This is a genomic window from Pseudomonas sp. No.117, from assembly GCF_054558395.1.
Genome location: NZ_BAAJNP010000006.1, coordinates 181,609 through 208,339, shown reverse-complemented (window position 1 = coordinate 208,339; position 26,731 = coordinate 181,609). Strand labels below are relative to the sequence as shown.

Sequence of the window (26,731 nt, the reverse complement as noted above, 5' to 3'; positions counted from 1 at the left end):
TTCTTTTTCGGCGTCTTCCGGCGTGCGGCAGGATCTGGCTTGGCGGCCTTGACGACCCTTCTGGAAATGCAAAGAGCCCCGGCCGATGGGTCGGGGCTCTTTGGGCTTCCCTCACCCCGGCCCTCTCCCAGGGGGAGAGGGGGAAAGAAGGTGAAGCCTTAGCGACCGTACACCGGCAGGCGGGCGCAGACGGCCTGGACCTTGGCACGTACGGCGTCGATCACCGACTCGTCGCCCATGTTGCCGAGGATGTCGCAGATCCAGCCGGCCAGTTCCTGGCACTCGGCTTCCTTGAAGCCACGGGTGGTGACGGCCGGGGTACCGATGCGCAGGCCGGAGGTGACGAAGGGCGAGCGCGGGTCGTTCGGCACCGAGTTCTTGTTCACGGTGATGAAGGCGCGACCCAGGGCGGCATCCGCGTCCTTGCCGGTGATTTCCTGCTTGATCAGGCTGAGCAGGAACAGGTGGTTGTCGGTGCCGCCGGAGACCACGTCGAAGCCGCGCTCGATGAAGACGCTGGCCATGGCCTGGGCGTTCTTGATCACCTGCTGCTGGTAGGTCTTGAACTCGGGCTGCAGGGCTTCCTTGAAGCACACGGCCTTGCCGGCGATGACGTGCATCAGCGGGCCGCCCTGGGCGCCGGGGAAGACCGCCGAGTTGAGCTTCTTCTCGATGGCCTCGTTGGCCTTGGCCAGGATCAGGCCGCCGCGCGGGCCGCGCAGGGTCTTGTGGGTGGTGCTGGTGACCACGTCGGCGAAGGGCACCGGGTTCGGGTAGACGCCCGCGGCGACCAGGCCGGCGAAGTGGGCCATGTCGACGAACAGGTAGGCACCCACGGCATCGGCGATGGCGCGGAAGCGGGCGAAGTCCAGCACCTGGGAGTAGGCGGAGTAGCCGGCGACGATGACCTTGGGCTTGTGCTCCTGGGCCAGGCGCTCGACCTCGGCGTAGTCGATCAGACCCTGCTCGTCGATGCCGTACTGCACGGCGTTGTACAGCTTGCCGGAGGAGGACACGGTGGCGCCGTGGGTCAGGTGACCGCCGTGAGCCAGGCTCATGCCGAGGATGGTGTCACCGGCTTCGATCAGCGCCAGGTACACGGCCGAGTTGGCCTGGGAGCCGGAGTGCGGCTGGACGTTGGCGTAGTCGGCACCGAACAGCTGCTTGGCACGGTCGATGGCCAGTTGCTCGACCACGTCGACGTACTCGCAACCGCCATAGTAGCGCTTGTGGGGATAGCCTTCGGCGTACTTGTTGGTCAGCACGCTGCCCTGGGCTTCCATGACCGCCGGGCTGGTGTAGTTTTCCGAAGCGATCAGCTCGATGTGATCTTCCTGACGCTGGGCTTCCTGCTGCATGGCGGCATACAGGTCGGCGTCGAAGCGGGCGAGGGTGGTTTCACGGCTGAACATGGCGGCAGGGTCCCCTGAGGCATGGCGAAGAGCGAGCCCGGTCGGGCTCGTGAGGGGCGATATTCTACCCCATCGGGGGAACTCAGAGGTATGAGCGCCGGTCATGTCGCGGCGCCATGGGTCTCATGTGAGGACCGGGAACAGCCCCTGGTGCTCGAGGCGCTGGCGCAATTGGTCCGGCGGCAGCGGGCGGTCGAAGAGGAAGCCCTGGACCTCGTCGCAGCCATGGGCGCAGAGGAAGTCCAGCTGCGCCGTCTCCTCGACGCCCTCGGCGATCACCGAGAGATTGAGGCTGTGGGCCATGGCGATGATGGCCCGGGCGATCTGGGCGTCCTGCTCGCCGTGGGGCAGGCCGTCGACGAAGCTGCGGTCGATCTTGAGGATGTCGATGGGGAACTGCTTGAGGTAGTTGAGCGACGAGTAACCGGTACCGAAGTCATCCACCGCGATGCACAGGCCCAGGCCCTTGAGTTCGCCGAGCAGTTGCAGGGCCTCGCCGACGTCGCGCATCAGGATGCTCTCGGTCAGTTCCAGCTCCAGGCAGGCCGGCGCCAGGCCGGTCTCGGCGAGGATCTGGGCGATGCGCTGGCCGAGCTGGCCATCGCTGAACTGGCGGGCGGACAGGTTCACCGAGACCTTGGGAATGCGCACCTTGGCCGCGTGCCATTCGCGCATCTGGCGGCAGGCCTCGCGGATCACCCAGTCGCCGACCTGCACCACCAGGCCGATCTCTTCCAGCACCGGGATGAATTCGGCCGGCGAGACGTGGCCGCGTACCGGGTGCTCCCAACGCAGCAGGGCCTCGACGCCGGTGAGCCGGCGGGTATCGCAGCGATACTGCGGCTGGTAGTGCAGGCGGAATTCACCCTGCAGCAGGGCATGGCGCAGGTCGGCTTCCAGCTCCAGGCGTTCCAGGGCGCGGGCGTTCATCTCGGCCTGGTAGAACTGGAAGTTGTTCTTGCCCATTTCCTTGGCGTGGTACATGGCCGTGTCGGCGTTCTTCATCAGCTGGCTGAGTTCATGGCCGTCCTGGGGCGAGAGGGCGATGCCGATGCTGGCGGAAACGAAGAATTCGCGACCTTCGAGCACGAAGGCCTCAGACAGCTGGGTGAGGATCTGCTCGCCGACGCGGATCGCTTGGGCGAGCGCCACCTCGCGGGTCTCCAGGCCGGACAGCAGCAGGGTGAACTCGTCGCCGCCCATGCGCGCCACGCTGTCCTCGGTACCGACGCAGGCGGTCAGGCGCATGGCCACCTCCTTGAGCAGGCGGTCGCCGGCGGCGTGGCCGAGGCTGTCGTTGATCGGCTTGAAGCGGTCCAGGTCGAGAAACATCAGCACCACCCAACTGGCGTTGTGGCGGCTCTGCTGCAGGGCGTTGTGCAGGCGGTCCTGGAACAGGGTGCGGTTGGGCAGCAGGGTCAGGGCATCGTAGTAGGCGAGGCGGTGGATGCGCCTTTCGCTGGCCTTGCGCTCGCTGATGTCGACGAAGAAGCAGACGTAGCTCATCAGGTCGCCGTCGTCATCGCGGATGGCGGTGATGCCGACCCAGGACGGATAGGGCTCGTTGTCCTGGCGCCGCTGCCAGAGTTCGCCTTCCCAGCTGTCGCCGGTCCGCAGCTGCTGCATCACGTGCTGCAGCTGGTTGGCTTCCTGCCTGTCGGCGCAGAGCATCATCGGCTGCTGGTCGAAGACCTCTTCGGGAGCGAAGCCGGTGATGCGGGTGAAGGTGCGGTTGACCCGCACGATGTAGCCGGCCGGGTCGGTGACCAGGATGGCGCCGGCCGAGTGGTCGAACACCGTGGCCGCCATGCGCATGTCCTTTTCCGTGCGGCGCTGGGCGGAAATGTCGCGGCAGATGCCGAGCAGGCCGGCGAAGCGCTCGTGGTCGTCCCACAGCGGCTTGAGGCGCATCTCGATCTGCAGGGTGTGGCCCTGGGCATGCAGGCAATCGAGCACCAGCGGCGCGAAGCGCTCGCGGCGCAGGTCCGCCAGGGCGCGCGGGTCGTCCAGGCTGCGCAACAGGCGCTGCAGGGTCCGGCGGACCTCCTGCAGCTGGCGCGAATGCACCACCAGGTCGGCCAGGGTGCGCTGTTCCAGGTCGGCGACGGGATAGCCCAGCAATTCCTCGACCGAGGGACTGATGTAGTTGAGCACCAGCTGGGCATCGGTGGTGAGGATGACGTCGCTGATGCTCTCCGCCAGTTGCCGGTAGCGATTCTCGCTGTCGCGCAGGCGATCGCTGGCGCGGACCATGTCGGTGACGTCCAGCGCCAGCCCGACCACGCTCGCGGCGGTGCCGTCGGGATGGCTGGCCAGGCGCTGCTCGCGCACGTCGAACCAGCGCCAGCCGCCGTTGCGGTGCTGCCAGCGCAGGAGACTGCTGCTGGGCTGGTCGGAGAGGCTCGGCCGCATGCTCACCACGCGGGCGTACAGCTCGGCGTCATCGGGGTGCAGGCGCTCGCGGCCGAGGCTGGCGAAGGACGCGGGCGGATAGCCGAGCTTGAGCGCCAGCGAGTGGCTCTCGTAGGTCAGCTCGCCGCGGGCCACGTCGTAGGTATAGAGGGTGTCGGGGGTCGCGCTGATCAGGTTGGACCAGAAGGCGTCGCGCTCGAGCAGGCGCAATTCGCCGAGCTTGCGCTGGGTGATGTCGTTGAGGCTGAGCAGGGTGGCGTCGAGGTGCCGCGGGTCGGCCGGCAGGTGCATGGTCAGCCAGAGGTGCCGCTCGCCTTCGGCGGTACGGATGCTGGTCTCCAGTTCCAGCACCTGCTGGCCGGACAGCAGGCCGGCCAGCAGCCGGTATCTCTTGCCCCCGGCCTGGACGCGGGACTCGCCCACCAGCCGTCCCCAGGCCTGGTCGAGGTGGTCGATGCCGAGCATTTCCAGGGCGCGCTGGTTGATCTCGGTGATGCGCACCTGGCAACCGAGGGTATCCAGGGTCTCGGGCTGGCGCTCGAACAGCGTCGTCAACTGCTCGGGGCGTTCCAGGCCCAGGGCGGCCATGGAACGCCGCAGCGCGCTCAGGTCGACCACGCAGATGCCGGTATGGACGCCGTTGAAGATGTTCTCGTAGCGCTGGCGGGTGGTCTGGATGGTCTCCAGGTCGCGCTGCTGGTCGGTGACGTCGCGCAGCACCCAGACGAAGCCATCCTGCACCTGCGAGCGGTCGCGCAGGACGCGTACGCTGTTCGGGCTGTCGGCCAGGGCATGGCAGCTGACGGCGAAGCGGCGTGGCTGCTGCTCGACCGTCAGGCTGACCAGGGCACCGCTGTCACGCTCGGCCGCCGTCAGGGCCACCAGCTGCGGCAGCAGGCTGGCCAGGAAATACTGCTGGGCGTCGCTCGCCGCGATGCCCAGCAGGCGGGCGGCGGTGGCGTTGACATAGACCAGGCGGCCGTCGGCCTGGGTCATGCAGACCATTTCTTCGATGCCGTTCAGCGCCGTGCCCGCCAGGCGCAGGCTGCGGCGCGAGGCCAGGGTCAGGGCGCGCAGCCCCTGCTCTTCCCGCAGCAGCAGGTAGAGCAGGATGCCAGCCACCAGGGCGGACAGGCTGAACAGCGTCAGCCGGCCGACGGAGGCCCCCAGCAGGCTGCCGACGGCGCTGTCGGCGGGATAGGCGCCGACCACCTGCCAGTCGCTGTAGCCCAGCGGCTGGCGGACCTCGTCGGTGGCGGCGACCGGCCGGTTCGCGCCGCTGCGAAACAACAGCGTGCCGTGGCTGCGATCTTCCAGGCGCCAGTCGAGCCCTGGCGGCACCCGGGTCGGGCGCCACAGGGATTCGAGCAGCGGCGCGCTGGTCAGCACCCACCAGCCGTGCTGCAGGTCCGGATCACCCGCCAGCAGGACATAGAGCGGCGCCTTGGGCTGGGCGGCGTTGTAGCCATAGCTGAAGTCGGCCTGGCCGCTGCGCTCGATCAGCTGCTGCAGAAAGGCGGCATCCGGCATGTCGCTCAGGTGCGCAGCGCGCAGCGCGGCGTTGGCGGGGAGCCAGCGCACCTGCTGCAGGCCGGGAAAGAAGTCCTGCAGGCTGAGCAGCAGGTTGGGGGGCAGCGGCAGGGTCGGGTCGAGGGACCAGCGCAGGGTGCTGCGCACCGCCTGGGCCTTGAGCGCCAGGCCGAACTCGACGGTGTTCGCCAGTTGCCGGGTCAGGCCTTCCAGCTGTTCACGCCGCAGGGCTTCGCGCTCGGCCACGCCGGCGAAGGCCTGCCAGAACATCAGCGCCAGCATGGCCACCAGCGACAGGATCAGCAATACGCGGGAGAGGCGTCGCGACGAGGGCGCGACCGGCTCTTCCGGCAGCGTGGAGGAGTGGCTGTTCACGACGGACTGCATTCCTGCGGAGGCGATGGCCATTCGGCTGCGCCCGATTCCGCGGGGCAGGGATGGCCTATGATAAGGGCCCAGGCAGCACCGCCGCCTGCTTTTTCCACGCGTTCAGCGCGAGCGCTTTCGTCGCTCTGGGTTTCGACAGCGTTCGTCGCTGACGCCATACTGTGTCCCCTGTTTTTCATTCCGCTCCCAAGGTCCAACCATGGCTCAATACGTCTACACCATGCATCGGGTCGGCAAGGTCGTGCCGCCCAAGCGTGAAATCCTCAAGAACATCTCCCTGTCCTTCTTCCCGGGCGCCAAGATCGGCGTGCTCGGCCTGAACGGGGCGGGCAAGTCGACGCTGCTGCGCATCATGGCCGGCGTCGATACCGAGATCGAAGGTGAAGCGCGCCCGATGCCCGGTATCAATGTGGGTTATCTGCCGCAGGAACCGAAACTTGATCCCGAGCAGACGGTTCGTGACGTAGTCGAGGAAGCGGTCGGCCAGATCAAGCAGGCCCAGGCGCGCCTGGACGAGGTCTATGCCGCCTACGCCGAGCCGGACGCCGACTTCGACGCCTTGGCCGCCGAGCAGGCCAAGCTGGAGGCCATCCTCCAGGCCGCCGACGGCCACAACCTGGATCGCCAGCTGGAAGTCGCCGCCGACGCCCTGCGCCTGCCGGCCTGGGACGCCAAGGTCGGCGTGCTCTCCGGTGGCGAGAAGCGCCGGGTGGCGCTGTGCCGCCTGCTGCTGTCGGCGCCCGACATGCTGCTGCTGGACGAACCCACCAACCACCTGGATGCCGACTCGGTGGCCTGGCTGGAGCACTTCCTGCACGACTTCCCCGGCACCGTGGTGGCCATCACCCACGACCGCTACTTCCTCGACAACGTCGCCGGCTGGATCCTGGAACTGGACCGTGGCCAGGGCATCCCCTTCGAGGGCAACTACTCCGGCTGGCTGGAATCCAAGGCCGCGCGCCTGACCCAGGAAGCCAAGCAGGAAGCCGCCCACGCCAAGGCCATGAAGGCCGAACTGGAGTGGGTGCGTTCCGGCGCCAAGGCCCGCCAGTCGAAGTCCAAGGCTCGCCTGCAGCGCTTCGAGGAAATGCAGTCCCAGGAATTCCAGAAGCGCAGCGAGACCAACGAAATCTACATCCCCGCCGGCCAGCGCCTGGGCGACAAGGTCATCGAGTTCAAGAACGTCAGCAAGGGCTACGGCGATCGCCTGTTGATCGACGACCTCAGCTTCGTGGTGCCCAAGGGCGCCATCGTCGGCGTCATCGGCGGCAATGGCGCGGGCAAGTCGACCCTGTTCCGCATGATCATGGGCAAGGAGCAGCCGGACTCCGGCACCATCGAGATCGGCGATACCGTGCAACTGGCCAGCGTCGACCAGAGCCGCGAGAACCTGTCCGACACCAAGACCGTCTGGGAGCAGGTGTCCGATGGCTCCGACGTGATCAAGATCGGCAACTATGAGGTGCCGTCGCGCAGCTACGTGGGTCGCTTCAACTTCAAGGGCGCCGACCAGCAGAAGTTCGTCAAGGACCTCTCCGGCGGTGAGCGCGGTCGCCTGCACCTGGCGCTGACCCTCAAGCAGGGCGGCAACGTGCTGCTGCTGGACGAACCCTCCAACGACCTGGACGTGGAAACCCTGCGTGCCCTGGAAGACGCCCTGCTGGACTTCCCCGGCGCGGCCATCGTGATCTCCCACGACCGCTGGTTCCTCGACCGCATCGCCACCCACATCCTCTCCTACGAGGATGACTCCAACGTGGTGTTCTTCGAAGGCAACTACACCGAGTACGAAGCCGATCGCAAGAAGCGCCTGGGCGAGGCCGCGGCCCAGCCGAAGCGGGTGAAGTACAAGAAGCTGGCCTAAGCGCCAAGCGAAACGCCGGCAGGGAAACCTGCCGGCGTTTTCTTTTGTCTCACGCTATATACTTGAGGCTATAACGCGCGGGCGGATCCGCTCCGCTGCCCCACGGATCAGGCCGGGACACCCAGGATCACATGAGACGCCTTGAACACCGCCGTGGCGGCCACGCCCGGGGCCAGCTGCAGGTCCTGCACCGCGTCGCGGGTGACCATGGCCACCACGCGGCTGCCACCGGGCAGGGCGATGACGATCTCGGCGTTGACCGCGCCGTCGCTGACGCTCTCCACGGTTCCGGCCAGGCAGTTGCGCGCCGACAGGCGCAACCCGCTGTCGGCGGCCATCACCATCACCCAGGGCGCCTTGACCAGGGCCACGGCCGGCTTGCCCGGCGCCAGCTCCAGGCTCTTCACGCTGTCCAGGGTGACCACGGCCACCAGTTCGGTACCGCCTGGCAGGGCGAGGGTCACCTCGGCATTCACCGCGCCTTCGCGCACCTGGCTGACGGTTCCCTGGAAGACATTGCGGGCGCTGACCTTCATTCGACGTTGTTCCTGAGCAGTGGGGTGGGGGACAGAAGGCGTCACTCTAGGCAGTGTCGTTGTAGTCATACAACCCGAACGCCGGAGGGTCCGAGATGAGCGCCTCGCCCTTCGTCGCCCATCTGTCCCTGGAAAGCAGCGTCGGTGCCGAGCTGACCCAGACCCGCATCCGCCTGCTGGAGGCCATCGCCGCCACCGGCTCCATCAGCCAGGCGGCCAAGCGGGTGCCGCTGTCCTACAAGGCGGCCTGGGATGCGGTGGACCAGATCAACAACCTCTCCGCCCAGCCGCTGGTGGCGCGCAGCACCGGCGGCAGCGGTGGCGGTGGCACCCGGCTGACCGCCTACGGCCAACGGGTGGTGGCCTTCTACCGGGCGCTGGAACAGCACTACCAGACCACCCTGGACCAGGTGGCGGCCAGCCTCGACGAAGCCAGCCGCACCGAGGTGGCCGACTTCCGCCAGCTGCTGCTCAATCTCAACTGGCGCAGCAGCGCCCGCAACCAGTTTTCCGGCGCGGTCGAGGCGCTCGAGCACAGCGATGTGGAAAGCGCCGTGACCCTGCGCCTGGACGATGCCACGGCGCTCACCGCCCTGGTGACCCGCGAGAGCGCCGAACAGCTGCAGCTGGCGCCGGGCCGTTCGGTGGTGGCGCTGGTCAAGGCGTCCGCCGTGTTGATCGGTACCGATCCGGGCCTGCGGCTGTCGGCGCAGAACCAGCTGTGGGGCACGGTCGAGCGGGTCCACGCAGGGCCGATCAACCACGAGGTGGTCCTGGCGCTGCCCGCCGGCCGCCGGGTCACCGCCACCCTCACCGCCAACAGCAGTCGCCAACTCGGGCTCGCCGTCGGGGTGGTTGCCTGCGCCTGCTTCAGCGCAACTAGCGTGCTGCTGATGAGCGCTTCCTAGACTCCAACCTCAGAGAGACTTCCATGACGTCCCTTCGCTCCCGTCTGTTACTGCCCCTGGTGGCCGCTACCCTGGCCACGCCCGTGCTGGCCGACGAGGTCCAGGTGGCCGTGGCCGCCAACTTCAGCGCCCCGCTCAAGGCCATCGGCGAGCGCTTCGCGCAGGACACCGGTCATCACCTGGTGATCGCCAGCGGTGCCACCGGTCAGCTCTATACCCAGATCAAGAATGGCGCGCCCTTCGCGGTCTTCCTCGCCGCCGACGACAGCACCCCGGCCAAGCTGGAAAGCGAGGGCGTGGCGGTCAAGGGCTCGCGCTTCACCTATGCCATCGGCACCCTGGCGCTGTGGTCGCCCAAGACCGGCTATGTCGACGGGGAGGGCGCGGTACTCAAGCGCAACGCCTTCGCCCACCTGGCCATCGCTAATCCCAAGACCGCGCCCTACGGCCTGGCCGCGACCCAGGTGCTGGCCAAGCTGGGCCTGACCGAAGCGGTCAAGGCCATGCTGGTCGAAGGCCAGAGCATCACCCAGGCCTATCAGTTCGTCGCCACCGGCAATGCCGACCTGGGCTTCGTCGCCCTGTCGCAGATCTACCAGGACGGCAAGCTCAAGGAGGGCTCGGCCTGGATCGTGCCGGCCGAGCTCTACGAACCCATTCGGCAGGACGCCGTGTTGCTGGCGCCGGGCCAGGACCAGCCAGCGGCCAAGGCACTGCTGGCCTACCTCAAGGGACCCCAGGCGGCCGCGGTGCTCAAGGCCTACGGCTACCGGCAGTGACGCCATGAGCCTGACCGCGGCGGACTGGGCGGCGATCCGCCTGACCCTGGAGCTGGCCAGCGTGACCACCCTGCTGCTGCTGGTGCTGGGTACGCCCATCGCCTGGTGGCTAGCGCGCACCCGGTCCTGGCTCAAGGGCCCCATCGGGGCCCTGGTGGCCCTGCCACTGGTGCTGCCGCCCACGGTGATCGGCTTCTACCTGCTGCTGGCCATGGGGCCGGAGGGCTGGGTGGGCCAGTTGACCGAGGCCCTGGGCCTGGGCCGGCTGCCCTTCACCTTCGCCGGACTGGTGGTGGGCTCGCTGTTCTATTCGCTGCCCTTCGTGGTGCAGCCGCTGCAGAACGCCTTCGAAGCCATCGGCCCGCGCCCCCTGGAGGCGGCGGCGACCCTCAGGGCCGGTCCGCTGGATACCTTTTGCCATGTGGTGCTGCCGCTGGCCCGTCCGGGCTTCGTCACCGCCGCCATCCTCGGCTTCGCCCACACCGTGGGTGAATTCGGCGTGGTCCTGATGATCGGCGGCAACGTACCCGGGCGCACCCAGGTCATCTCCACCCAGATATTCAACCACGTGGAAGCCATGGAATATCCCCAGGCGCACCTCCTGGCCGGCGGCATGCTGGTGTTTTCCTTCGTGATCCTCCTGCTGCTCTATGGCCGCCGCGGGCGGTCGGCCTGGATATGAGTCTGGCGGCGAGATTCGCACTCTCACACCTCGGCTTCACGCTGGACGTGGACTTGGCATTGCCCGCCAGCGGCGTCACCGCGCTGTTCGGCCCCTCGGGCTCGGGCAAGACCAGCTGCCTGAGGTGCGTGGCCGGTCTCGAACCCGCGGCCCGAGGCCGCCTGGTGGTGGCTGGGGAGACCTGGCAGGACAGTGACCGCCAGCTGTTCCTGCCGCCCCACCGCCGCGCCCTGGGTTATGTCTTCCAGGACGCCAATCTGTTCGAGCACCTGGACGTGAGACGCAACCTGCTGTTCGGCTGGCAACGGGTAGTGCCCAGCGCGCGCCGGCTGGAGCTGGAGCAGGTCGTCGAACTGCTGGGCATCGAGGGCCTGCTCTCGCGGATGCCGGCGCGGCTGTCCGGTGGCGAGCGCCAGCGGGTCGGCATTGCCAGGGCCTTGCTGACCAGCCCGCGCCTCTTGCTGATGGACGAGCCCCTGGCGGCGCTGGACGCCGAGCGCAAGGCCGAGATCCTGCCCTACCTGGAACGCCTGACCCGGGAGCTGGCGCTGCCGATCCTCTATGTCAGCCATGCCCCCGACGAGGTGGCGCGGCTGGCCGATCACCTGGTGCTGCTGGAGCGGGGGCGGGTACTGGCCAGTGGGCCGACGGCCGAGGTACTGGCGCGCCTCGACTTGCCCATCGCCCTGGCCGACGACGCCGGGGTGGTACTGGAAGGGCGGGTGCTGGGCCATGATCCGGATTACGGCCTGCTCAGCCTGGGCCTGGCCGGCGAGCAGCGGGTGCTGCTGGCCCATGCCCCGCTACCCCCCGGCCAGGCGCTGCGCATCAAGGTGCTGGCGCGGGACGTCAGCCTGAGTCTGGAACGCCAGCACAGCAGTATCCTAAACGTGCTGCCGGCCACCGTCGCCGAGATCGCCCCGACCCGCTCGCCGGCCCAGGTACTGCTGCGCCTGGACCTCGGGGGTAGCGCACTGCTGGCGCGGATCACCCGCTATTCGCTGGAGCGCCTGGCGCTGCAGCCGGGGAGTCGGGTCTGGGCGCAGCTCAAGTCGGTGGCCGTTCTAGCCTGAACCCGGGGCTGGCTTGAGCCGCTCCAGCAGAAAATCCACCAGCACCCGCACCGCCTGCGGCAACTGGCGATCCGGCGGGTAGAGCAGCCAGGCGGTGCCCTGGTAAGGGCCGAGGTACTGCCAGTCGGGTAGCACCCGCCGCAGGCTGCCGTCGGCCAGACCGGCTTCGGCGGCGAAGGCCGGCAGGCAGGCGATGCCCAGGTCGGCGAGGGCGGCCTCCAGCCGCACGCCGCTATGGTTGCAGGCCAGCCGGCCACGTACCGTCACGCTTTCCACCCGGTCGCCGCGGCGCAGTTGCCAGCGCTGGTCGCCCGGCGTTTCGCCGAGGTAGAGGCACTGGTGCTCGGCCAGCGCCTGGGGCTGCTGCGGCACGCCGTGGCGCCCTAGATAGGCGGGGCTGGCGCAGAGCACGAAATCCATTCGCCGCAGCGGCCGGGCGACGAAGCCGGCCGGCGGCTGCTCGGTGATGCGCACCAGCAGGTCCTGGTCGTCGGCGATGGGATCCAGCGGACGATCGTCCAGGCGCAGTTGCAGATCCACTTCGGGATAGCGCTGGAAGAATTCCGGCAGCAGCGGGGCGATCAGCCGGTAGCCGACCGCCTTGGGCACCGCCAGGCGCACCTGGCCGCGGGGTGCCTCGCGGTGCTGCTGGCCGCTGTCCAGCGCCGCGCCGGCGGCTGCCAGCAGCTGGCGACAGTGCTCCAGCACCTCGCGGCCGGCCTCGCTGAGGCGCAATTGGCGGGTGGTGCGCTGCAGCAGTCGTACCCCCAGCTCCCGTTCCAGCCGGGCGACCTGGCGGCTGACCGCCGAGGGCGTGGCGTCGAGCAGCCGGGCTGCGGCGGTGAAGCTGCCGGTCTCCACCACCTTGGCGAAGGCGACCATGCAGGGCAGCAGGGGGAGGGCGCGCAAGAGATCCATGCCTGAATCCGGGGAAGCAATGGGATGGAGAATGCTGGCATTGCTGCGCTGGCGGAACAAGAGCTGTGCCGGCCGCTGGGCTTATGGGCAGAATTTACTCCCGGCACAATGGCGCCCTGATTCGCGGAGAAGCCCCCATGCCGCCACGTTCCACCTTCGGCCTGGCCGAGGGCCTGCTGCTCGCCACCGCCCTGGTCTGGGGTACCAGCTACGCCGTGGTCAAGGATGCCGTGGTGCTCTACCCGGTGCTGGGTTACCTGGCGCTGCGCTTCTGCCTCACCGCGCTGCTGCTGGCACCGACCCTGAGGGGTGAAGGACGGCGAGCCTGGCGACCCGGGGTGCCGACCGGTCTGCTGCTGTTGGCGATCTTTCTCAGCGAGACCTTTGGCGTCGCCCTGACCAGCGCCAGCAACGCCGCCTTCCTCATCAGCCTCTGCGTGGCCCTGACGCCCTTCGCCGAATGGTGGTTGCTCGGCCAGCGACCGGAAGGCCGCGCCCTGGGTGCCGCGGCGCTGGCGGTGGTAGGTGCCGGTCTGCTGACCCGTGGCGTGACCCTGAGCTTCAACCTGGGCGACGGCCTGATCCTGCTGGCAGCGGTGCTGCGGGCGATCAATGTCTGCGTGGTAAGGCGCCGCCTGCAACGGGCCAGCGCACCGATACCGGCCCTGGCGCTGACCGCGGTACAGACCGGGGTGGTGGGCCTGGTCTGTCTGCTGCTGTTCGCCCTGGGGCCGGGCCTGGCGCCACTGCCGGTGCAGCCGGGCTTCTGGCTGGCCACCGGCTACCTGGTGTTGTTCTGCACCCTGGGCGCCTTCCTGGCCCAGAACTACGCCCTGGGCCGCACCAGCGCCACGCGCGTGGCCCTGCTGATGGGCGCCGAGCCGTTGTTCGGCGCGCTGTTCGCCGCCTTCTGGCTGGATGAACGCCTGGGCCTCTGGGGCTGGCTGGGCGGCCTGCTGATCGTCATCGCCTCGCTGTGGGGGACGTTGCCGCGACGGGTAGTGAATCAGTCGAACACGATCCGCGGAAAATAGAAGCCGACCACCCAATTCGGCACGTCGACGATCTCGCTGATGCGCAGGTCGCCACAGACCGAGCAGAGCAGATAGGCCTGTTCCGCCGGCAGGTTGCGGGTCTGCCCGAGCCAGTCGATGGCGCCGCTGACGGCCATGCGGGCCGCGGCCATCAGATCCGGTCCGACGCCGGTGAAGACCTCGTAGCCGGCGCCGTCCAGGTGCCGGGTCACCGGTCCGGGCGTGCTGAAGCGCGGCATGGCCAGCGGCTGCTGCTTGATCAGCTCGAAGGTGGCGGTGACCGCCATGGCGGTCTCGATGGCGGTGCCGCAGACCTCGCCATCACCCTGGGCGGCATGGGTATCGCCGATGGAGAAGAGCGCTCCGGCCACTTCCACTGGCAGGTAGAGGGTCGTGCCGGCCGCCAGGTCGCGGATGTCCAGGTTGCCGCCCACCCGCCGTGGCGGCACCACCGAGTGCAGGCCTGGTGCGGCGGGGGCCACGCCCAGGGTGCCGGCGAAGGGCTTGAGCGGAACCCGCGCCAGGTCGCCGAAGGCGGCGGGCGCCTGAGCGCTGCTGTCGTACTGCCAGAGCTGCAGGACGGGCGCGGGAAACTGATCGTCGAGCAGGCCGAACCCCGGGATGTTGGCGGTCCAGCCGAAGCCGCTGGGGGTGAAGCTGTCCAGGGTCACCTTGAGCACGTCGCCCGGTTCGGCACCCTCGATCCACAGCGGGCCGCAGATCGGGTTGACGCGCTCGAAGGGCAGCGAGGCGATGTCGGCGGCGCTGGAGCCGGGGTGGAAGTGGCCGTCCGCCGCATCGCGGCAGGCGAAGCTGACCGTCTCCCCCGGCGCCACCTGCAGCGCCGGCGCCAGGCTGTGATCCCAGCCGCAATGGCAGTGCTGGCTGTGCAGGGTCTTGATCATCGCAGTCTCCACGCGTGGGTGATGCCTAGTGGACGGCGTCGTTGGCCTTGAATTCCACGGTCCGGCCGCTGGCCTTGAGGAAGGCCAGCACGGCCAGCCCCAGCACCATCCAGCAACTGCCGCCGACCTTGGCGTAGACGTCGGCGTTGAACAGCACATAGGCGAGGATGATGAAGCCGACCAGCGGCACCAGGGCGTACAGCACCGGCCGCCCGGCGCCCCGGTGATGCCAGGCGACTGCCACATGCAGGAGCAGGAAGGCGGTCAGCGCACCGAAGTTGCACATGGAGGCCAGCAGATTGATCTGGCCAACGAAGAACAGCCCGAGCACCAGGCTCAGCACCGCCACCAGCAGGATGGCCCGCTGGGGTACCCGCGTCTCGGGATGGATCTGGCGCAGGAACTGCGGCAACTGGCGGTCGCGGGCCATGGCGAACAGCAGGCGCGAGGTGGCGGCCTGGGCCACCAGGGCATTGGCGATGGCCGCGCCGATGGCCACCGCCAGGGCGATCACCACCTGCAGCCAGGGCCCGGCGATCAGCCGACCGATCTCGTAGAAGGCGTTGTTGGAGGCGTCGGCGTCGGGGTACTGGATGAGGTTGGGTTGCAGCAGGGCGGCCAGCCAGGTCTGCACCATGAACAGCGCCGCCACCAGGGTCAGCGCAAGCAGGGTGGCGCGACCCACCACGCGGCTACCGCCACGGGTTTCCTCGGAAAGGGTGGAAATGGCGTCGAAGCCGAGAAAGGACAGCACTGCTACCGAGAGGGCGCTGAAGATCAGCGGCAGGGAGAATTCCTGGGGGTTGTACAGCGGCTTCAGACTCCATTCGGCGCCGTTGACGCCGCGGCTGATGGCGAGCGCGGCCAGCACCACGAACACCAGCAGCACCGCGAGCTGGCCATAGAGGAACAGCCGGTTGGCGCGGGCGGTGGTCTCGATGCCGCGCAGGTTGACTAGGGTGTTGAGGCCGACGAAGAAGAGGATCCACAGCGGCTGCGGAATGGCCGGGATGACGTTGGCCATGGCGTTGGCACCGATCACATAGAGCAGGGTGGGCACCAGCAGGTAGTCGAGCAGGATCGCCCAGCCGGCGAGAAAGCCCAGGGCCGGGTGCAGGCCACGGCCGACGTAGGCGTAGACCGAGCCGGCCACCGGGAAGGCGCGGGACATCTGCTGGTAGCTCACCGCAGTGAACAGCATGGCGACGAAGCCGATCAGGTAGGTGAGGGGCACCATGCCGTGACTGGCGTCGAACACCCCGCCGAAGATGGAAAAGGGTGCGATGGGCACCATGAATACCAGGCCGTAGATCAGCAGGTCCTTCAACCCGAGCTGGCGCCTGAGTTCCTGGGTGTAGCCGAAGCGGGCGAGTTCGGCGCTGTCGCCGGACGGAGCGTGCTGGGTCATGGCGGTTTCCTCGAAGGGGCGGGTGTGAACCCGACTCTAGGCCAGGGTGGGCGACGGCCCCATCCACAAAAGTGCTAGGTTTGCGCGTGATCGCCGGCGACTGGCAGAGCCTTTGCTTTCTTTCCCTCATCGCGACCCCAGGGGGAATTCCAAGATGCATGCCGATCTGGTCACCATCAGCAGCCGACTCGCCGCACTGGCCAGCCTCGACGCCTGCCTGGATGCCGTGCAGGAGACCGCCGACGGCCTGGGCTGCAAGGCGCTGATCTACGACTATGCGCCGGTACCGCTGAGCCACGAGGGGGTGCTCATCACGCCTTCGGTGTTCAAGGTGCGCAATGCCCCGGCGGACATGCAGGCCTTCTGGTGCGAGCGCGGCTACTACCAGATCGACCCCGTGCAGCAGTGCGCCAGCCGTCGCGCCGCGCCCTTCGTCTGGTCGTTTCGCAGCGAAACCCGCAGCGCCCTGCGCGAGTACCTCGGTGACAGCCATCGCCCGGTCACCTGCTATGTACGTGACAGCGGCCTCGCCACCGGGGTGACGGTGCCCTTGCACCTGCCAGGAGGGGCCTTCGCCACCCTGACCGGCATCCTCGATGCCGATGCCCGCGACGCCGAGGCGGCCGGCGAGGCCTGCCTGGGTGCCTTCCTGGTGCTGGCCCATGCCTTCCAGGCCCGCGCCGACGAACTGCTGGCCCCGGCGGAGCGCCGCTGCGGGCAGATCCGCCTGACGCCGCGCGAGCGCGAATGCCTGCAGTACTCGGCCAAGGGCCTGACCGCTAAGCGCATCGCCGCCACGCTCAACAGATCCACCGCCACGGTCAACCTGCACCTCAACTCCGCCGCCCGCAAGCTGGGGGCGCGCAATCGCGTCGAGGCCGTAGTGCGGGGGCTGCACTACCGGCTGGTCGAAGTCTGAGCGACCTGGCCGGATCCGTGGGGTGATCGACCTTGCGACCCGGGCGCGTCGCATCGACACTGGGGCTTCACTTCCCAAGGAATGCCCCATGAGCGCTGCCCGTCCCCCCGTACCGCCCTTCACCCTGGACACCGCCCGGCAGAAGGTCCGCGCCGCCGAAGACGGCTGGAACGGTCGCGACCCGGCCAAGGTGGCACAGGCCTATACCGCCAACAGCCGCTGGCGCAACCGTGCGGAATTCTTCCAGGGCCGCGCGGCCATCGAGGCCTTTCTGACCCGCAAGTGGCAGCGCGAGGGGGAGTACCGGCTGATCAAGGAGCTCTGGGCCTTCAGCGAAGCGCGCATCGCCGTGCGCTTTGCCTACGAATGGCATGACGACAACGGCCAGTGGTATCGCTCCTACGGCAACGAGAACTGGTATTTCGACGACCAGGGCTTGATGGCCGAACGTCACGCCAGCATCAACGACCTGCCGATCACGCAGGCCGAGCGGCTGTTTCTCTGGTCCCAGGGCCGGCGACCGGATGATCATCCGGGCTTGAGCGAATTGGGTTTGTGAGAAAGGTGTAGGTTGGGTTGAGCGCACGCGAAGCCCAACGTTACCAGCTCGGCGGCGGCGTGCCGTTCTGATTTCCGGTGGCCCTGGTGGGTGTTGCAGGCGATCACGCCAGTATTGGCGAGGGATTGTCGTCTGCGGGCCAGGCCGCCCGCATCAGCGCACCTTCCGTTGGGCTTCGCTGCGCTCAGCCCAACCTGCCCCAGCGCCGCTACCCTCGATAGGCTGCTGCCTTTGATAAGGCCAGCGGCAGCCGGGTCTCGCCTGAGGCAGTGCCGCCCCCTACACTTGGCGCCCCCGCCCGCTTCGGATTCGCCATGCCAGAGCCCTTCGACCGCCAGCAGCTGCAACCCCTGCTCGACCGCATCGCCGCCGCCGCGCCGCGCCATTTCGGCGAAGGCAAGGTGGCCGACTACATCCCGGCCCTGGCCGAGGTGGCGCCGGATCAGTTCGGCATCGCGGTATGCGACGTCAAGGGCCAGGTCTGGCAGGCGGGAGCGGCCGATACGCCGTTTTCCATCCAGTCCATCTCCAAGGTGCTCAACCTGGTGATCGCCATGCAGCGCCTGGATGAGGCGGACATCTGGACTCGCGTCGGCCGTGAGCCCTCCGGGCAGGCCTTCAACTCCATGGTGCAGCTGGAGGGCGAGCAGGGCATCCCGCGCAACCCCTTCATCAATGCCGGCGCCGTGCTGGTCTGCGAACTGCTGGTGTCGCGCATCATGTCCATCCACTGGATGATGCGCGAGCAGGCGCGGCGCCTGGCCGGCAACCCGGTGCTCAACTTCGACGACCGGGTGGCCCGCTCGGAGATGGAGCACAAGGCGCGCAACGCAGCCCTGGCCTATCTGATGAAGGCCTATGGCAACCTGCACAGCGAGGTCGATGACGTCCTCGACGTCTATTTCCATGGCTGCGCCCTGGCCATGAGCTGCGTCGACGTGGCGCGGGCCTTCGCCTTCCTGGCCAACGGCGGGATCAATCCCCAGGACGGCCAGCCGGTGGTGACGCCCCAGCAGACCCGCCAACTCAATGCCCTGCTGCTGACCTGCGGCCTCTACGACGCCGCCGGCGACTTCGCCTGGCGCGTGGGCCTGCCGGGCAAGAGCGGGGTAGGGGGCGGCATCGTCGCCATCGTGCCGGGGCAGCTGAGCATCTGCGTCTGGTCGCCGCGGCTGGACAGCTACGGCAACTCGGTGGCCGGCCTGCGCGCCCTGGAGACGCTGGTGGAAGGACTCGGCGTCGCGCCCCTGGGCTAGCGGGACCCCGTAGCGATCGGTGATCTCTCGTCGAGGGCGCCCTGTCGAGCAGGGCGCACTCGCTGCTTCTCGCCTAAGGCTCCTTGCCTCGCACTATGCCTATCCACGGCATCGCCAAGGCGTCTGGGACGCTGCTTTCAGCGCTCGAACTTGGCGTTTCAAGCTCAAGATTGTCTGACGTCAGCCGATAGCCCGCGGGAACCCGTGCACCTTCTTGGATCCTTGAGCGCTCGAATCAGAGGACGCCGCAATGAATAGCTGGTTTGGCAATGTTTCCGTAGGCAGGAAGTTGGCGTTGGGCTTCAGTGCGGTCCTGCTGCTCTGCCTGGCCTTGGGCCTAGTTGGCTGGAGCGCCATCGGCAAGCTGTCCTGGCGCATGGAAATCATGGGCAAGGTCAATGTCCTGCAGCAGGAGGTATCGACGCTGGGATTGGACCACGTCGAATACCTGCGTAGCGTCGGCGCGCCCGAAAAGGCGCAGGTGGTACAGGACACGCTCAAGCGGATCGACGCGGGCTACGCCGGGCTGGACGCCGTGATGACCAAGCCGGTGAATCGCGAGATTCTCGAACTCTTCGCCAAGGCACTGGGTGAATACAGGGAGAAGTTCAAGCTCACCGAAGACAGCTATCGCGCGAGTGGCAGCCGCCAGAGCGGCGACGGGGCTCGCGCCTTGCTGGGCAAGAATGCCGATGCGGCGACGCTGGTGCTGGAAGGCTTGCAGAAGAAATTGCTGGCGGACAACGCGGCCGACCTCGAGACGCAACTCCGGCGCACCCAGAGCCTCGCCTTGCTCAAGGAGCAATTCCAGCGGGCCCGCTTCGAGACCCGCGGCTACACCTACAGTGGCGAGCCCAAGTTCTTCCAGAAGGCCGTCGAGCAGGTCGAGCTGGCCATCACCGGCCTGGGCGGCCTCGGCGCGGCCTTCGGCAGCCTCGACCCCGCCGCTATCGGCCAGCTCGAAACCTATCTGAAGGGCTACCGGACGGCGCTGGACGTCAACCAGGCGGCCCTGCTCAAGATCGCCCAGGCCACCGAAGCCCTGACTACCAGCGATCAAGGTCTGCTCAAGCTGAGCAACGAACTCTACGCTTCCCAGATGACGCTGCGCGCCCATGACATTCAGCAGGCCTCTTGGTGGCTGATTGGTTGCCTGCTCGCCGCCCTGGCCATCGGCATCGCCGCAGCCTGGACGATCAATCGCCAGATCGTCCCCGCCCTGCGCCGGGTGGTGCAGGATGTCGCCCAGCTGGGGCAGGGCAATCTCGTCGAGCGGCAATACGCCTTGCGCCAGGATGAGATCGGTCAACTGCAACAGAGCCTTAACCAGACCACCGCCGGGCTGCGCGTCCTGATTGGCCACATCGGCGACGGTGCCGCCCAGGTCGCCAGCTCCAGCGAGGAATTGTCGACCATCACCGATACCAGTCTGCGTGGTACCCGGGCGCAGAAACAGGAAATCGAGCGCGTCGCCACCGCCATGCACCAGATGGCCACCTCGGTGCAGGAGGTGGCCCGCAATGCGGTCCAGACCGCGGAAGCGGCGGACAGCGCGGTGCAGCATGCCAGCCAAGGCAGCCAGGTGGTCCGGCAGACCGTCCAGCAGATCGACCAGTTGTCCGCCGAGGTGGAACAGGCCGCCCAGGCGATGAGCCAGCTGGAGGCGGAGAGCGGCAAGATCGGCAACGTCCTGGAAGTCATCAAGTCCGTCGCCGAGCAAACCAACCTCCTGGCCCTCAATGCGGCCATCGAGGCTGCCCGGGCCGGCGAGGCCGGGCGTGGCTTCGCGGTTGTCGCCGACGAGGTCCGCGCCCTGGCCCAGCGGACCCAGCAGTCCACCCAGGAGATCCAGCAACTGGTCGAGGCCCTACAAACCGGAACCCTGACCGTGGTCGAGCGTATGAGCGCCAGCCGCAACCTGACCTCCAACAGCGTCACCTTGATCCGCGACACCGGCGCGGCGCTTGACCATATCTGCGCGGGCATCGCCGGGGTCCAGGCGATGACGCAACAGATCGCCACGGCCGCCGAGGAGCAGAGCTCGGTAGCCGAGGAGGTCAATCGCAGCGTCCTGAACGTGCGCGAAATCGCCGACCAGGCGGCGACCTCCAGCGTCCAGACCAACCAGGCGTCAGCCGATCTTGCCCGCCTCGGCCAGGGTCTGCAGGCACAGCTGCAGCACTTTCACGTCTGATCGGGGCGCGCCTGGTACCCCGGGCTGCGGCATGAGTGGCGACGCCCTTGTCAGGCGACGTGCGGCGGCCGCCGGTTGTGATCCCGCGTCGGGCCGCGAAGTCAGTAGGCCATGGAGAGACTCAAGGTCACCTGGGGCACCACGCTATCGGTCTCGCCGTCCGGGCCGCTCAATTCGCGCAGGGCGCCGTCGCGGTAGAGCGCCAGGGCTTCGGCGCGGGCGCTCCAGCGGGTCTCGCCCCAGCGGAACGGCTGCTCCAGCGCCAGGCCGGTGCGCGCATAGAGGCGGTCGCCGGAATCCGGTCCGTAGAAGCCGTTCCAGCCCACCCCCAGGGCACTGGGAAAGCTCAGGCGCAGGCCGCCTGCCGAGAGGTCCAGCCCCGGTTCCAGGCTGGCCTGGGTATAGAGGCCGCTGTCACCCTGGGTGCGGGTGGTTATCGCCAGGCCCGGGCGCCAGGCGCCCAGGCCCGAGTCGGCCTGGTAGGCCAGGGTCAGGCTGGCTTCCTGGGTGGTGGCGGCGACATCGTTGGGACTGGTCTTGACCGTATAGACGAAGCCGAGCCTCAGGCCCTCCGCCGGCGACACCACCAGGCCGAGCAGGTTGTTGCTCTCGTACCAGCGCCTGGGGCTGACCCTTTCGTCGCTGGACGGGCTGTGAAAGCCGTTGCTACTGCTGAACACCAGCCAGGCATCGGCACTGCCGTCAGCCCCCTGGTGCAGGTCCAGGGCGAAGCCCGCCTGGGCGTGCAAGGGGATGCGGTCGAGGCTGGCCGCGTCGTCATCGTAGTTGCCGCGGGAAAAGTCGCCGTTGCGGGCATCGAGGCCGAGCTGCGGGTGGAAGCGCCCGGAGTTCTCGCTGACCTCCACGCTACCCAGGGCGGCGTCCTCGCTCTCGATGGAGGGCACGCTGCGTGGGGCGGCGCTGGTGGCCGCCGAGGACAGCAACCCGCTGGCGAGCGCGGTGGCGAACAGAAGGGAGCGCATGGCGACGTCCTCGGCAGGGTGCCCGCACCGTGCTGGCCGAGCCGACCCAAGGTTGGGACCGGTCGGTGGCGGAGCCGTTCCTCGCCAGGGCCCTCAGGCCGAAGAGGCCTCGCTGTCGCGCAGCATCTGCAGCAGCCGGGCACGCCGGCTCTCCAGTTCGTCGATCTGCCGTTCCAGCGTCCGTAGCCGCTCGCGCTGGGCCACCGAGGTTTCCGGACAGGCCTGGGCGCCCTCGATCAGCCGCATGCAGTCGGGAAAGCGGCGGATCTCCGCCAGGCTGAAGCCGGCGCCGAGCAGGCGCTGCAACTGGCGGACCTGGGCCACGGCGCTGGCCGGGAAGTGGCGATAGCCGTTGGCACCCCGGCCCGCCACCAGCAAGCCCTGGGCCTCGTAGTGACGTAGCGAGCGCACGCTGACCGCGGTGGCGGCGGCGAGTTGACCGATGCTGAGCGACGGCGGGGATGCGGTCATGACGAAGGTCCAAGGCGTCTGGAAGCGGAAGAGCACCACTATCTCATGCCGGGCGGTGCTTGACCCTCACATTGGTGTCAGCCTCAAGACTGGCGGCTCTTTCCTTCCCGGAGTGCCGCCATGAGTCCTGTACGTCTGCCGTTGTTGCTGCTGTTGCTGAGTCTGACCAGTCTGGCCGCCCAGGCCCGCGAATGGCGGGTGACCGCCCCCGACGGCGTGGAGCTGGCTGTCCAGGAGCAGGGCGATCCCAGGGGCGTGCCCCTCATCTTCATCCATGGCCTGCTGGGCAGTCGGTTGAACTGGGAGGCCCAGCTCGCCAGTCTCGAATTGAGCCGCTTCCGTCTGATCACCTACGACCTGCGCGGCCACGGCCTGTCCGGCAAGCCAGTCGGCGCCACGCCCTATCGCGAGGGCCGCCGCTGGGCCGACGACCTGGCGACGGTCATCGCCAGCACCGGGGCCCGTCGCCCGGTGCTGGTGGGCTGGTCGCTGGGGGCCACGGTGATCTCCAACTACCTGGCCCTGCAGGGCGATGCCGATATCGCCGGTGCGGTTTACGTGGATGGCGTCATCGAGCTGGCCTCGGCGCAGATCGTGCCGCATCCCGAGGTCTATCGGGAGCTCGTCTCCCCCGATCTGCGCACCCATCTGGACGCGATCCGTACCTTTCTCGCCCTGTGCTTCGCCAACCCGCCCGCGCCCGGGCTGTTCCAGCGGCTGTACGCCACCGCCGCCATGGCCTCCTGGGACATGCAGAGCGCCGTGCAGGGTCAGGACGTCGCGGCCACCAAGGGACTCGGCGGAGCGCGCGTGCCGCTCTGGTTGCTCTATGGTGAACAGGACGCCCTGGTGCGGCCCGAGGCTTCCATCGCCCGCGCCCTGGCGCTGAATCCGCGCATCACGGTCACGCGGTACGCCGCTTCCGGACATGCGCCCTTCCTGGAAGAGGCGCCACGCTTCAATCGTGACCTCGCCGCCTTCGTCGATCGCCTGGAGCGCCCCCAGCCATGACTGCCTTCCCCGGTTTCACCCCGCTCAGCCAGGACACGGCCTCGGCCGCCTTCCGGGGCGTGATCGGCGGCCAGGGCCCGACGGTCCTGCTGCTGCACGGCTATCCGCAGACCCACCTGGCCTGGCGCCACATCGCGCCGGTGCTGGCCCGGCACTATCGGGTCGTGGTGCCCGACCTGCCAGGCTACGGCGCCAGCCGCCAGCTCGACCACCGCTCGCGCTGGACCAAGCGGCGCGTGGCGGCGGCCTTGGTCGAGCTGATGGAGGCACTCGGCCTGCCGCGCTTCGCGGTGGTCGGTCATGATCGCGGGGGGCGGGTCGGCTATCGCCTGACCCTGGATCATCCCGCGCGGGTCGAACGCTATGCCTCGCTCACCGTGGTGCCCACGCCGGAGGTCTGGCAGGCCTGCGACCGCGAGCGCAGCCTGGCGAATTTCCACTGGACCTTTCTCGCCCAGCCAGCGGACCTGCCGGAGCGATTGCTGGCGGCCGCTCCCGCGGCCTTTCTCGATCAGGTCCTGGCGCGCATGGCCGGTGGCCTGGAGCGGGTCGAGCCCGAGGCGCTGGCGGCTTATCGTCAAGCCTTCGGCGATCCGGCGGTGCGCCGGGCCATCTGCGAGGATTACCGCGCGGGCGCGGAGGAGGACCTGGCCGACGATCTCGCCGACCAGGCGCGGGGCGATCTGGTGCAGTGCCCACTGCTGGTGCTCTGGTCGGCGGCCCAGGCCGGCGAGGAAACGCCGCTGGCCATCTGGCGCCGCTGGGCCCGCGACGTGCGCGGCTGCGCGCTACCGGGCGGTCATCTGCAACCGGAGGAGTCACCGGCAGAGGTATTGGCGGCGCTGCTACCTTTCTTGGGTGGCGTCTAGAGCACCGGCGAGAACACCCGCGCCACCCGCATGGCCACCCGCCGCCAGCGGCGCAGGGCGGCGTTGTCCTCGGGGGTGAGTTCGCGCGAGCGGCTGAAATCGTGCTCCAGCATCTTGCGCACCTCCCAGGCGAACTGGACGTCCATCACCATCACCATGACTTCGAAGTTGAGGCGGAAGGAACGGTTGTCCAGGTTGGCGCTGCCCACGGCGGCCACGTCTTCGTCGATCAGCACCACCTTCTGGTGCAGGAAACCCGGGCCGTAGCGGAACACCCGGATGCCGGCGTGCACCGCCTCGAAGGCATAGAGGTAGGAGGCGGCGTAAACCACCTTGTGATCCGGCCGCGAGGGCAGCAGGATGCGCACGTCCACGCCGCGCAGGGCGGCCAGGCGCAGGGCCGCCGAAACGGCTTCGTCAGGGATGAAGTAGGGCGTGGTGATCCAGATGCGATGACGCGCCGAATGGATGGCTTCGACGAAGAACAGCGAGCAGGTCTCCTGGTCGTCCGCCGGCCCGCTGGGCACCACCTGGCAGAGCACCCCGCCCTCTTCGTAGCGCTCCGGCAGCAGCAGGGTGGGCAGTTTGCGTGTCACCCAGTACCAGTCCTGGGCGAAGGTCTCCTGCAGGGTGGCCAGGGCCGGGCCGCGCAATTCCAGGTGGGTGTCGCGCCAGGGGGCCAGGGGCGGCTTTAGGCCCATGTATTCGTCGCCGACGTTGAGTCCGCCGGTGAAGCCGACCTCGCCGTCCACCACCACGATCTTGCGGTGGTTGCGGAAGTTGACCTGGAAACGGTTGATCAGCCCACGGCGGTTGCTGAAGCCCTTCACCTCGCAGCCGGCTTCGCGCAGTTTCTCCACGTAGGCCCGTGGCAGGGCGTGGCTGCCGATGGCGTCGTAGAGCAGGTAGACCTTGACCCCGGCGCGGGCGCGATCGAGCAGGGTGTTCTGCAGGGCGAGGCCCAGGGCGTCATCGTGGATGATGAAGAATTGCACCAGCACGACTTTCTCGGCACCGCGAATGGCGCCGAGGATGGCGGCAAAGGTCTCCTCGCCGTTGACCAGCAGCCGCACCTGGTTGTTGGCCACGCAGGGCGTGCCGGTGAGGGCGGTCATGGCCTTGAGCTTGCGGTTGGCCGCGCTGCACTGCTGGGCGGCCATGGCCTCGGCGATCCAGGGCCGCCAGTCCAGCTCGGCGGCCTGGCGCGCCATCTCCTCGTCCGCCTGGCGCCGCGCCTTCACGTAGCTGTCGAAGCGCCGCCGCCCGAACACCAGGTAGGGGATCAGGCTGAGGAAGGGCATGAACACCAGTGCCATGGCCCAGGCCATGGCCCCCTGGGCGGTGCGCACCGTGATGATGGCATGCACCGCGGCGCTGATGCCGACCAGTTCGAAGGCGAGGGCGATGTAGTGGAGATCGAGGGGCAAGGATGGCACGCGGGCGGCTCTCTTCTCCGGAGTGATGTCAGAGCGGTTGGACCGCCTTGAGGATCACGAATTTCGGCGTCGCGGCGATCTGTTCGACGCGCTTGAACAGTCGCTTGAGTTTGACGTGATAACCCAGATGGCGGTTTCCCACCAGCCATAGCTCGCCCCGGGCGGTCAGCGCCGTGCGGGCCTGCTGGAACATGCGCCAGGCGAGGAAATCGCCCACCACCTGCTGCTGGTGGAAGGGTGGGTTGCACAGGATCAGGTCCAGCGAACCGGGCGGCTGGTCGGCCAGGCCGTCCCCGGCGCGGATCACGGCCGGCCGGTCGGCAAGGGCCGCCGTCCAGTTCTCCCGCGCCGACTGCACCGCCATGTAGGACTCGTCCACCAAGGTGAACTGCGCCTCGGGGTTGGCCAGGGCGCAGGCCAGGGCCAGCACGCCATTGCCGCAACCGAGGTCGGCGACCCGGGCGCTGCCCAGGCCCTGGGGCAGGTTCTGCAGGAAGGCGCGGGTGCCAATGTCCAGGCCTTCGCGGCAGAAGACGTTGGCGTGGTTGACCAGCGTCAACGCCGGTGCCTCCAGGCGATAGCGGCTGGGGTAGGGCGAAGCCACGGCTGGACGAGTTTCGGGGGTGGCGAAGAGCAGTCGCGCCTTCTTCACCGCCAGCGAGGCCTGTACCGGGCCGATATGGCGCTCCAGCAGATCCCCCGCGGCCCGCGGCAGGTGCTTGAGCATCCCGGCGGCGATCACCCGGGCCCCGGGCGCCAACTGGCCGTGCAGGCGGATCAGCTGTTCTTCCAGCAGGGCCAGGGTCTTGGGCACCCGCACCAGCACCAGGTCGAAGGGACCGCTGGTCACCTCGCTGGCCGGGATGAAGGTCACGGCATCTGCGGCCAGGCCGTTGCGCGCCAGGTTCGCCTGCAGCGCGAGGGCCGCCAGGTGCGAGTCACCACTGGAGGTCACCTGGGCATGGCCGGCCAGGCTGACCGCCAGGGCGCCGAAGGCGTCGTTGAGCACCAGCACCCGCGCGGCGGGCTCCAGGCCGTCTTCGGCGACCTGCTGCAAGAGGTACTCGTCGGCGGCGTCGAAGGCCTGCAGGGGGTCGTCGCGACGAGGCGGCTGACGGTCGAGTTCGAGGGTGGCGAAGGGCGAGACGAGAGAAGGCATGGTATCTGTCGGTGTTTATCGGCGGC

The 26,731-nt window shown here is 68.4% G+C and carries 22 protein-coding genes and 1 pseudogene; 13 read left to right on the top strand and 10 right to left on the bottom strand.

What is annotated here, in order from left to right:
- Window positions 1-158: 158 nt before the first annotated feature.
- Both glyA and ACYJP6_RS16040 read right to left on the bottom strand, forming a co-directional pair.
- The gene (gene glyA, locus ACYJP6_RS16045; RefSeq protein WP_459476022.1) at window positions 159-1,412 is read right to left on the bottom strand and encodes a serine hydroxymethyltransferase; all 1,254 of its coding nucleotides are present in this window, start codon (window positions 1,410-1,412) and stop codon (window positions 159-161) included.
- Between the two features lie 123 nt (window positions 1,413-1,535).
- Window positions 1,536-5,729: a sensor domain-containing protein gene (locus tag ACYJP6_RS16040; protein ID WP_459476021.1), complete on the bottom strand. Its 4,194-nt coding sequence runs from the start codon at window positions 5,727-5,729 to the stop codon at window positions 1,536-1,538.
- 211 nt (window positions 5,730-5,940) lie between these two features.
- Between ACYJP6_RS16040 and ettA the strand changes: the two genes are divergently transcribed.
- Window positions 5,941-7,605 (top strand): energy-dependent translational throttle protein EttA, encoded by a 1,665-nt coding sequence (gene ettA / locus ACYJP6_RS16035; RefSeq protein ID WP_459476020.1) that lies wholly within the window; start codon window positions 5,941-5,943, stop codon window positions 7,603-7,605.
- Between the two features lie 107 nt (window positions 7,606-7,712).
- Here ettA and ACYJP6_RS16030 read toward each other — a convergent pair whose 3' ends face one another.
- The gene (locus ACYJP6_RS16030) at window positions 7,713-8,141 is read right to left on the bottom strand and encodes a TOBE domain-containing protein (protein ID WP_459476019.1); all 429 of its coding nucleotides are present in this window, start codon (window positions 8,139-8,141) and stop codon (window positions 7,713-7,715) included.
- A 95-nt stretch (window positions 8,142-8,236) separates the two neighbouring features.
- Between ACYJP6_RS16030 and ACYJP6_RS16025 the strand changes: the two genes are divergently transcribed.
- From ACYJP6_RS16025 to modC, 4 genes are read left to right on the top strand one after another with little or no spacing between them, the layout of a single operon-like run.
- On the top strand, window positions 8,237-9,049 hold the full coding sequence (locus tag ACYJP6_RS16025; RefSeq protein WP_459476018.1) for a TOBE domain-containing protein: 813 nt from the start codon (window positions 8,237-8,239) through the stop codon (window positions 9,047-9,049).
- Window positions 9,050-9,072: 23 nt separating this feature from the next.
- Window positions 9,073-9,828 carry a molybdate ABC transporter substrate-binding protein gene (gene modA / locus ACYJP6_RS16020; protein WP_459476017.1) on the top strand — a complete coding sequence of 252 codons (756 nt, stop codon included), beginning with the start codon at window positions 9,073-9,075 and terminating at the stop codon, window positions 9,826-9,828.
- Window positions 9,829-9,832: 4 nt separating this feature from the next.
- The gene (modB, locus tag ACYJP6_RS16015) at window positions 9,833-10,510 is read left to right on the top strand and encodes a molybdate ABC transporter permease subunit (RefSeq protein ID WP_459476016.1); all 678 of its coding nucleotides are present in this window, start codon (window positions 9,833-9,835) and stop codon (window positions 10,508-10,510) included.
- Window positions 10,507-11,583, top strand: a complete 1,077-nt coding sequence (gene modC, locus ACYJP6_RS16010; protein ID WP_459476015.1) for a molybdenum ABC transporter ATP-binding protein — start codon at window positions 10,507-10,509, stop codon at window positions 11,581-11,583. Before modB ends, modC begins: the two co-directional genes overlap by 4 nt.
- On the opposite strand, the gene ACYJP6_RS16005 is transcribed toward modC, so the two are convergent.
- Window positions 11,575-12,501, bottom strand: a complete 927-nt coding sequence (locus ACYJP6_RS16005) for a LysR family transcriptional regulator (protein ID WP_459476014.1) — start codon at window positions 12,499-12,501, stop codon at window positions 11,575-11,577. The two genes, modC and ACYJP6_RS16005, sit on opposite strands and share 9 nt — an antisense overlap.
- Window positions 12,502-12,638: 137 nt before the next feature.
- Between ACYJP6_RS16005 and ACYJP6_RS16000 the strand changes: the two genes are divergently transcribed.
- Window positions 12,639-13,535, top strand: a complete 897-nt coding sequence (locus ACYJP6_RS16000) for a DMT family transporter (RefSeq protein WP_459476013.1) — start codon at window positions 12,639-12,641, stop codon at window positions 13,533-13,535.
- Here ACYJP6_RS16000 and ACYJP6_RS15995 read toward each other — a convergent pair.
- Entirely contained in the window at window positions 13,508-14,440 is a 933-nt protein-coding gene (locus ACYJP6_RS15995; RefSeq protein WP_459476011.1) for an acetamidase/formamidase family protein, read from the bottom strand. The two genes, ACYJP6_RS16000 and ACYJP6_RS15995, sit on opposite strands and share 28 nt — an antisense overlap.
- A gap of 25 nt (window positions 14,441-14,465) precedes the next feature.
- A complete protein-coding gene (locus ACYJP6_RS15990; protein WP_459476010.1) occupies window positions 14,466-15,848 on the bottom strand; it encodes an APC family permease in 1,383 nt (460 codons plus the stop codon).
- Window positions 15,849-16,002: 154 nt separating this feature from the next.
- Between ACYJP6_RS15990 and ACYJP6_RS15985 the strand changes: the two genes are divergently transcribed.
- The 5 genes and pseudogenes from ACYJP6_RS15985 (at window position 16,003) to ACYJP6_RS15965 (ending at window position 20,776) form a co-directional block, all read left to right on the top strand.
- Window positions 16,003-16,767, top strand: coding sequence for a LuxR family transcriptional regulator (locus ACYJP6_RS15985; RefSeq protein ID WP_459476009.1), 765 nt, complete (start codon window positions 16,003-16,005; stop codon window positions 16,765-16,767).
- Window positions 16,768-16,855: 88 nt separating this feature from the next.
- Entirely contained in the window at window positions 16,856-17,326 is a 471-nt protein-coding gene (locus tag ACYJP6_RS15980; RefSeq protein ID WP_459476008.1) for a nuclear transport factor 2 family protein, read from the top strand.
- A 341-nt stretch (window positions 17,327-17,667) separates the two neighbouring features.
- Window positions 17,668-18,582 carry a glutaminase B gene (gene glsB / locus ACYJP6_RS15975; RefSeq protein WP_459476219.1) on the top strand — a complete coding sequence of 305 codons (915 nt, stop codon included), beginning with the start codon at window positions 17,668-17,670 and terminating at the stop codon, window positions 18,580-18,582.
- Between the two features lie 250 nt (window positions 18,583-18,832).
- Window positions 18,833-19,702 (top strand): annotated as a pseudogene (locus ACYJP6_RS15970) (methyl-accepting chemotaxis protein); the annotation flags it as partial.
- A complete protein-coding gene (locus ACYJP6_RS15965; RefSeq protein WP_459476218.1) occupies window positions 19,682-20,776 on the top strand; it encodes a methyl-accepting chemotaxis protein in 1,095 nt (364 codons plus the stop codon). The pseudogene ACYJP6_RS15970 and the gene ACYJP6_RS15965, both read left to right, overlap by 21 nt.
- A 101-nt stretch (window positions 20,777-20,877) precedes the next feature.
- On the opposite strand, the gene ACYJP6_RS15960 is transcribed toward ACYJP6_RS15965, so the two are convergent.
- Together ACYJP6_RS15960 and ACYJP6_RS15955 are read right to left on the bottom strand one after the other, a co-directional pair.
- Entirely contained in the window at window positions 20,878-21,759 is an 882-nt protein-coding gene (locus ACYJP6_RS15960; RefSeq protein ID WP_459476007.1) for a hypothetical protein, read from the bottom strand.
- Between the two features lie 93 nt (window positions 21,760-21,852).
- Window positions 21,853-22,230 (bottom strand): MerR family transcriptional regulator, encoded by a 378-nt coding sequence (locus ACYJP6_RS15955; protein ID WP_459476006.1) that lies wholly within the window; start codon window positions 22,228-22,230, stop codon window positions 21,853-21,855.
- A gap of 120 nt (window positions 22,231-22,350) precedes the next feature.
- Here ACYJP6_RS15955 and ACYJP6_RS15950 point away from each other — a divergent pair, with 120 nt between their 5' ends.
- Together ACYJP6_RS15950 and ACYJP6_RS15945 are read left to right on the top strand one after the other, a co-directional pair.
- Window positions 22,351-23,241, top strand: a complete 891-nt coding sequence (locus ACYJP6_RS15950) for an alpha/beta fold hydrolase (RefSeq protein WP_459476005.1) — start codon at window positions 22,351-22,353, stop codon at window positions 23,239-23,241.
- Window positions 23,238-24,110 (top strand): alpha/beta fold hydrolase, encoded by an 873-nt coding sequence (locus ACYJP6_RS15945; RefSeq protein ID WP_459476004.1) that lies wholly within the window; start codon window positions 23,238-23,240, stop codon window positions 24,108-24,110. The genes ACYJP6_RS15950 and ACYJP6_RS15945 overlap by 4 nt, the downstream gene beginning before the upstream one ends.
- On the opposite strand, the gene cls is transcribed toward ACYJP6_RS15945, so the two are convergent.
- Entirely contained in the window at window positions 24,107-25,546 is a 1,440-nt protein-coding gene (gene cls, locus ACYJP6_RS15940; RefSeq protein ID WP_459476003.1) for a cardiolipin synthase, read from the bottom strand. The two genes, ACYJP6_RS15945 and cls, sit on opposite strands and share 4 nt — an antisense overlap.
- A gap of 28 nt (window positions 25,547-25,574) precedes the next feature.
- On the bottom strand, window positions 25,575-26,705 hold the full coding sequence (locus ACYJP6_RS15935; protein ID WP_459476002.1) for a methyltransferase: 1,131 nt from the start codon (window positions 26,703-26,705) through the stop codon (window positions 25,575-25,577).
- Window positions 26,706-26,731 lie beyond the last annotated feature (26 nt).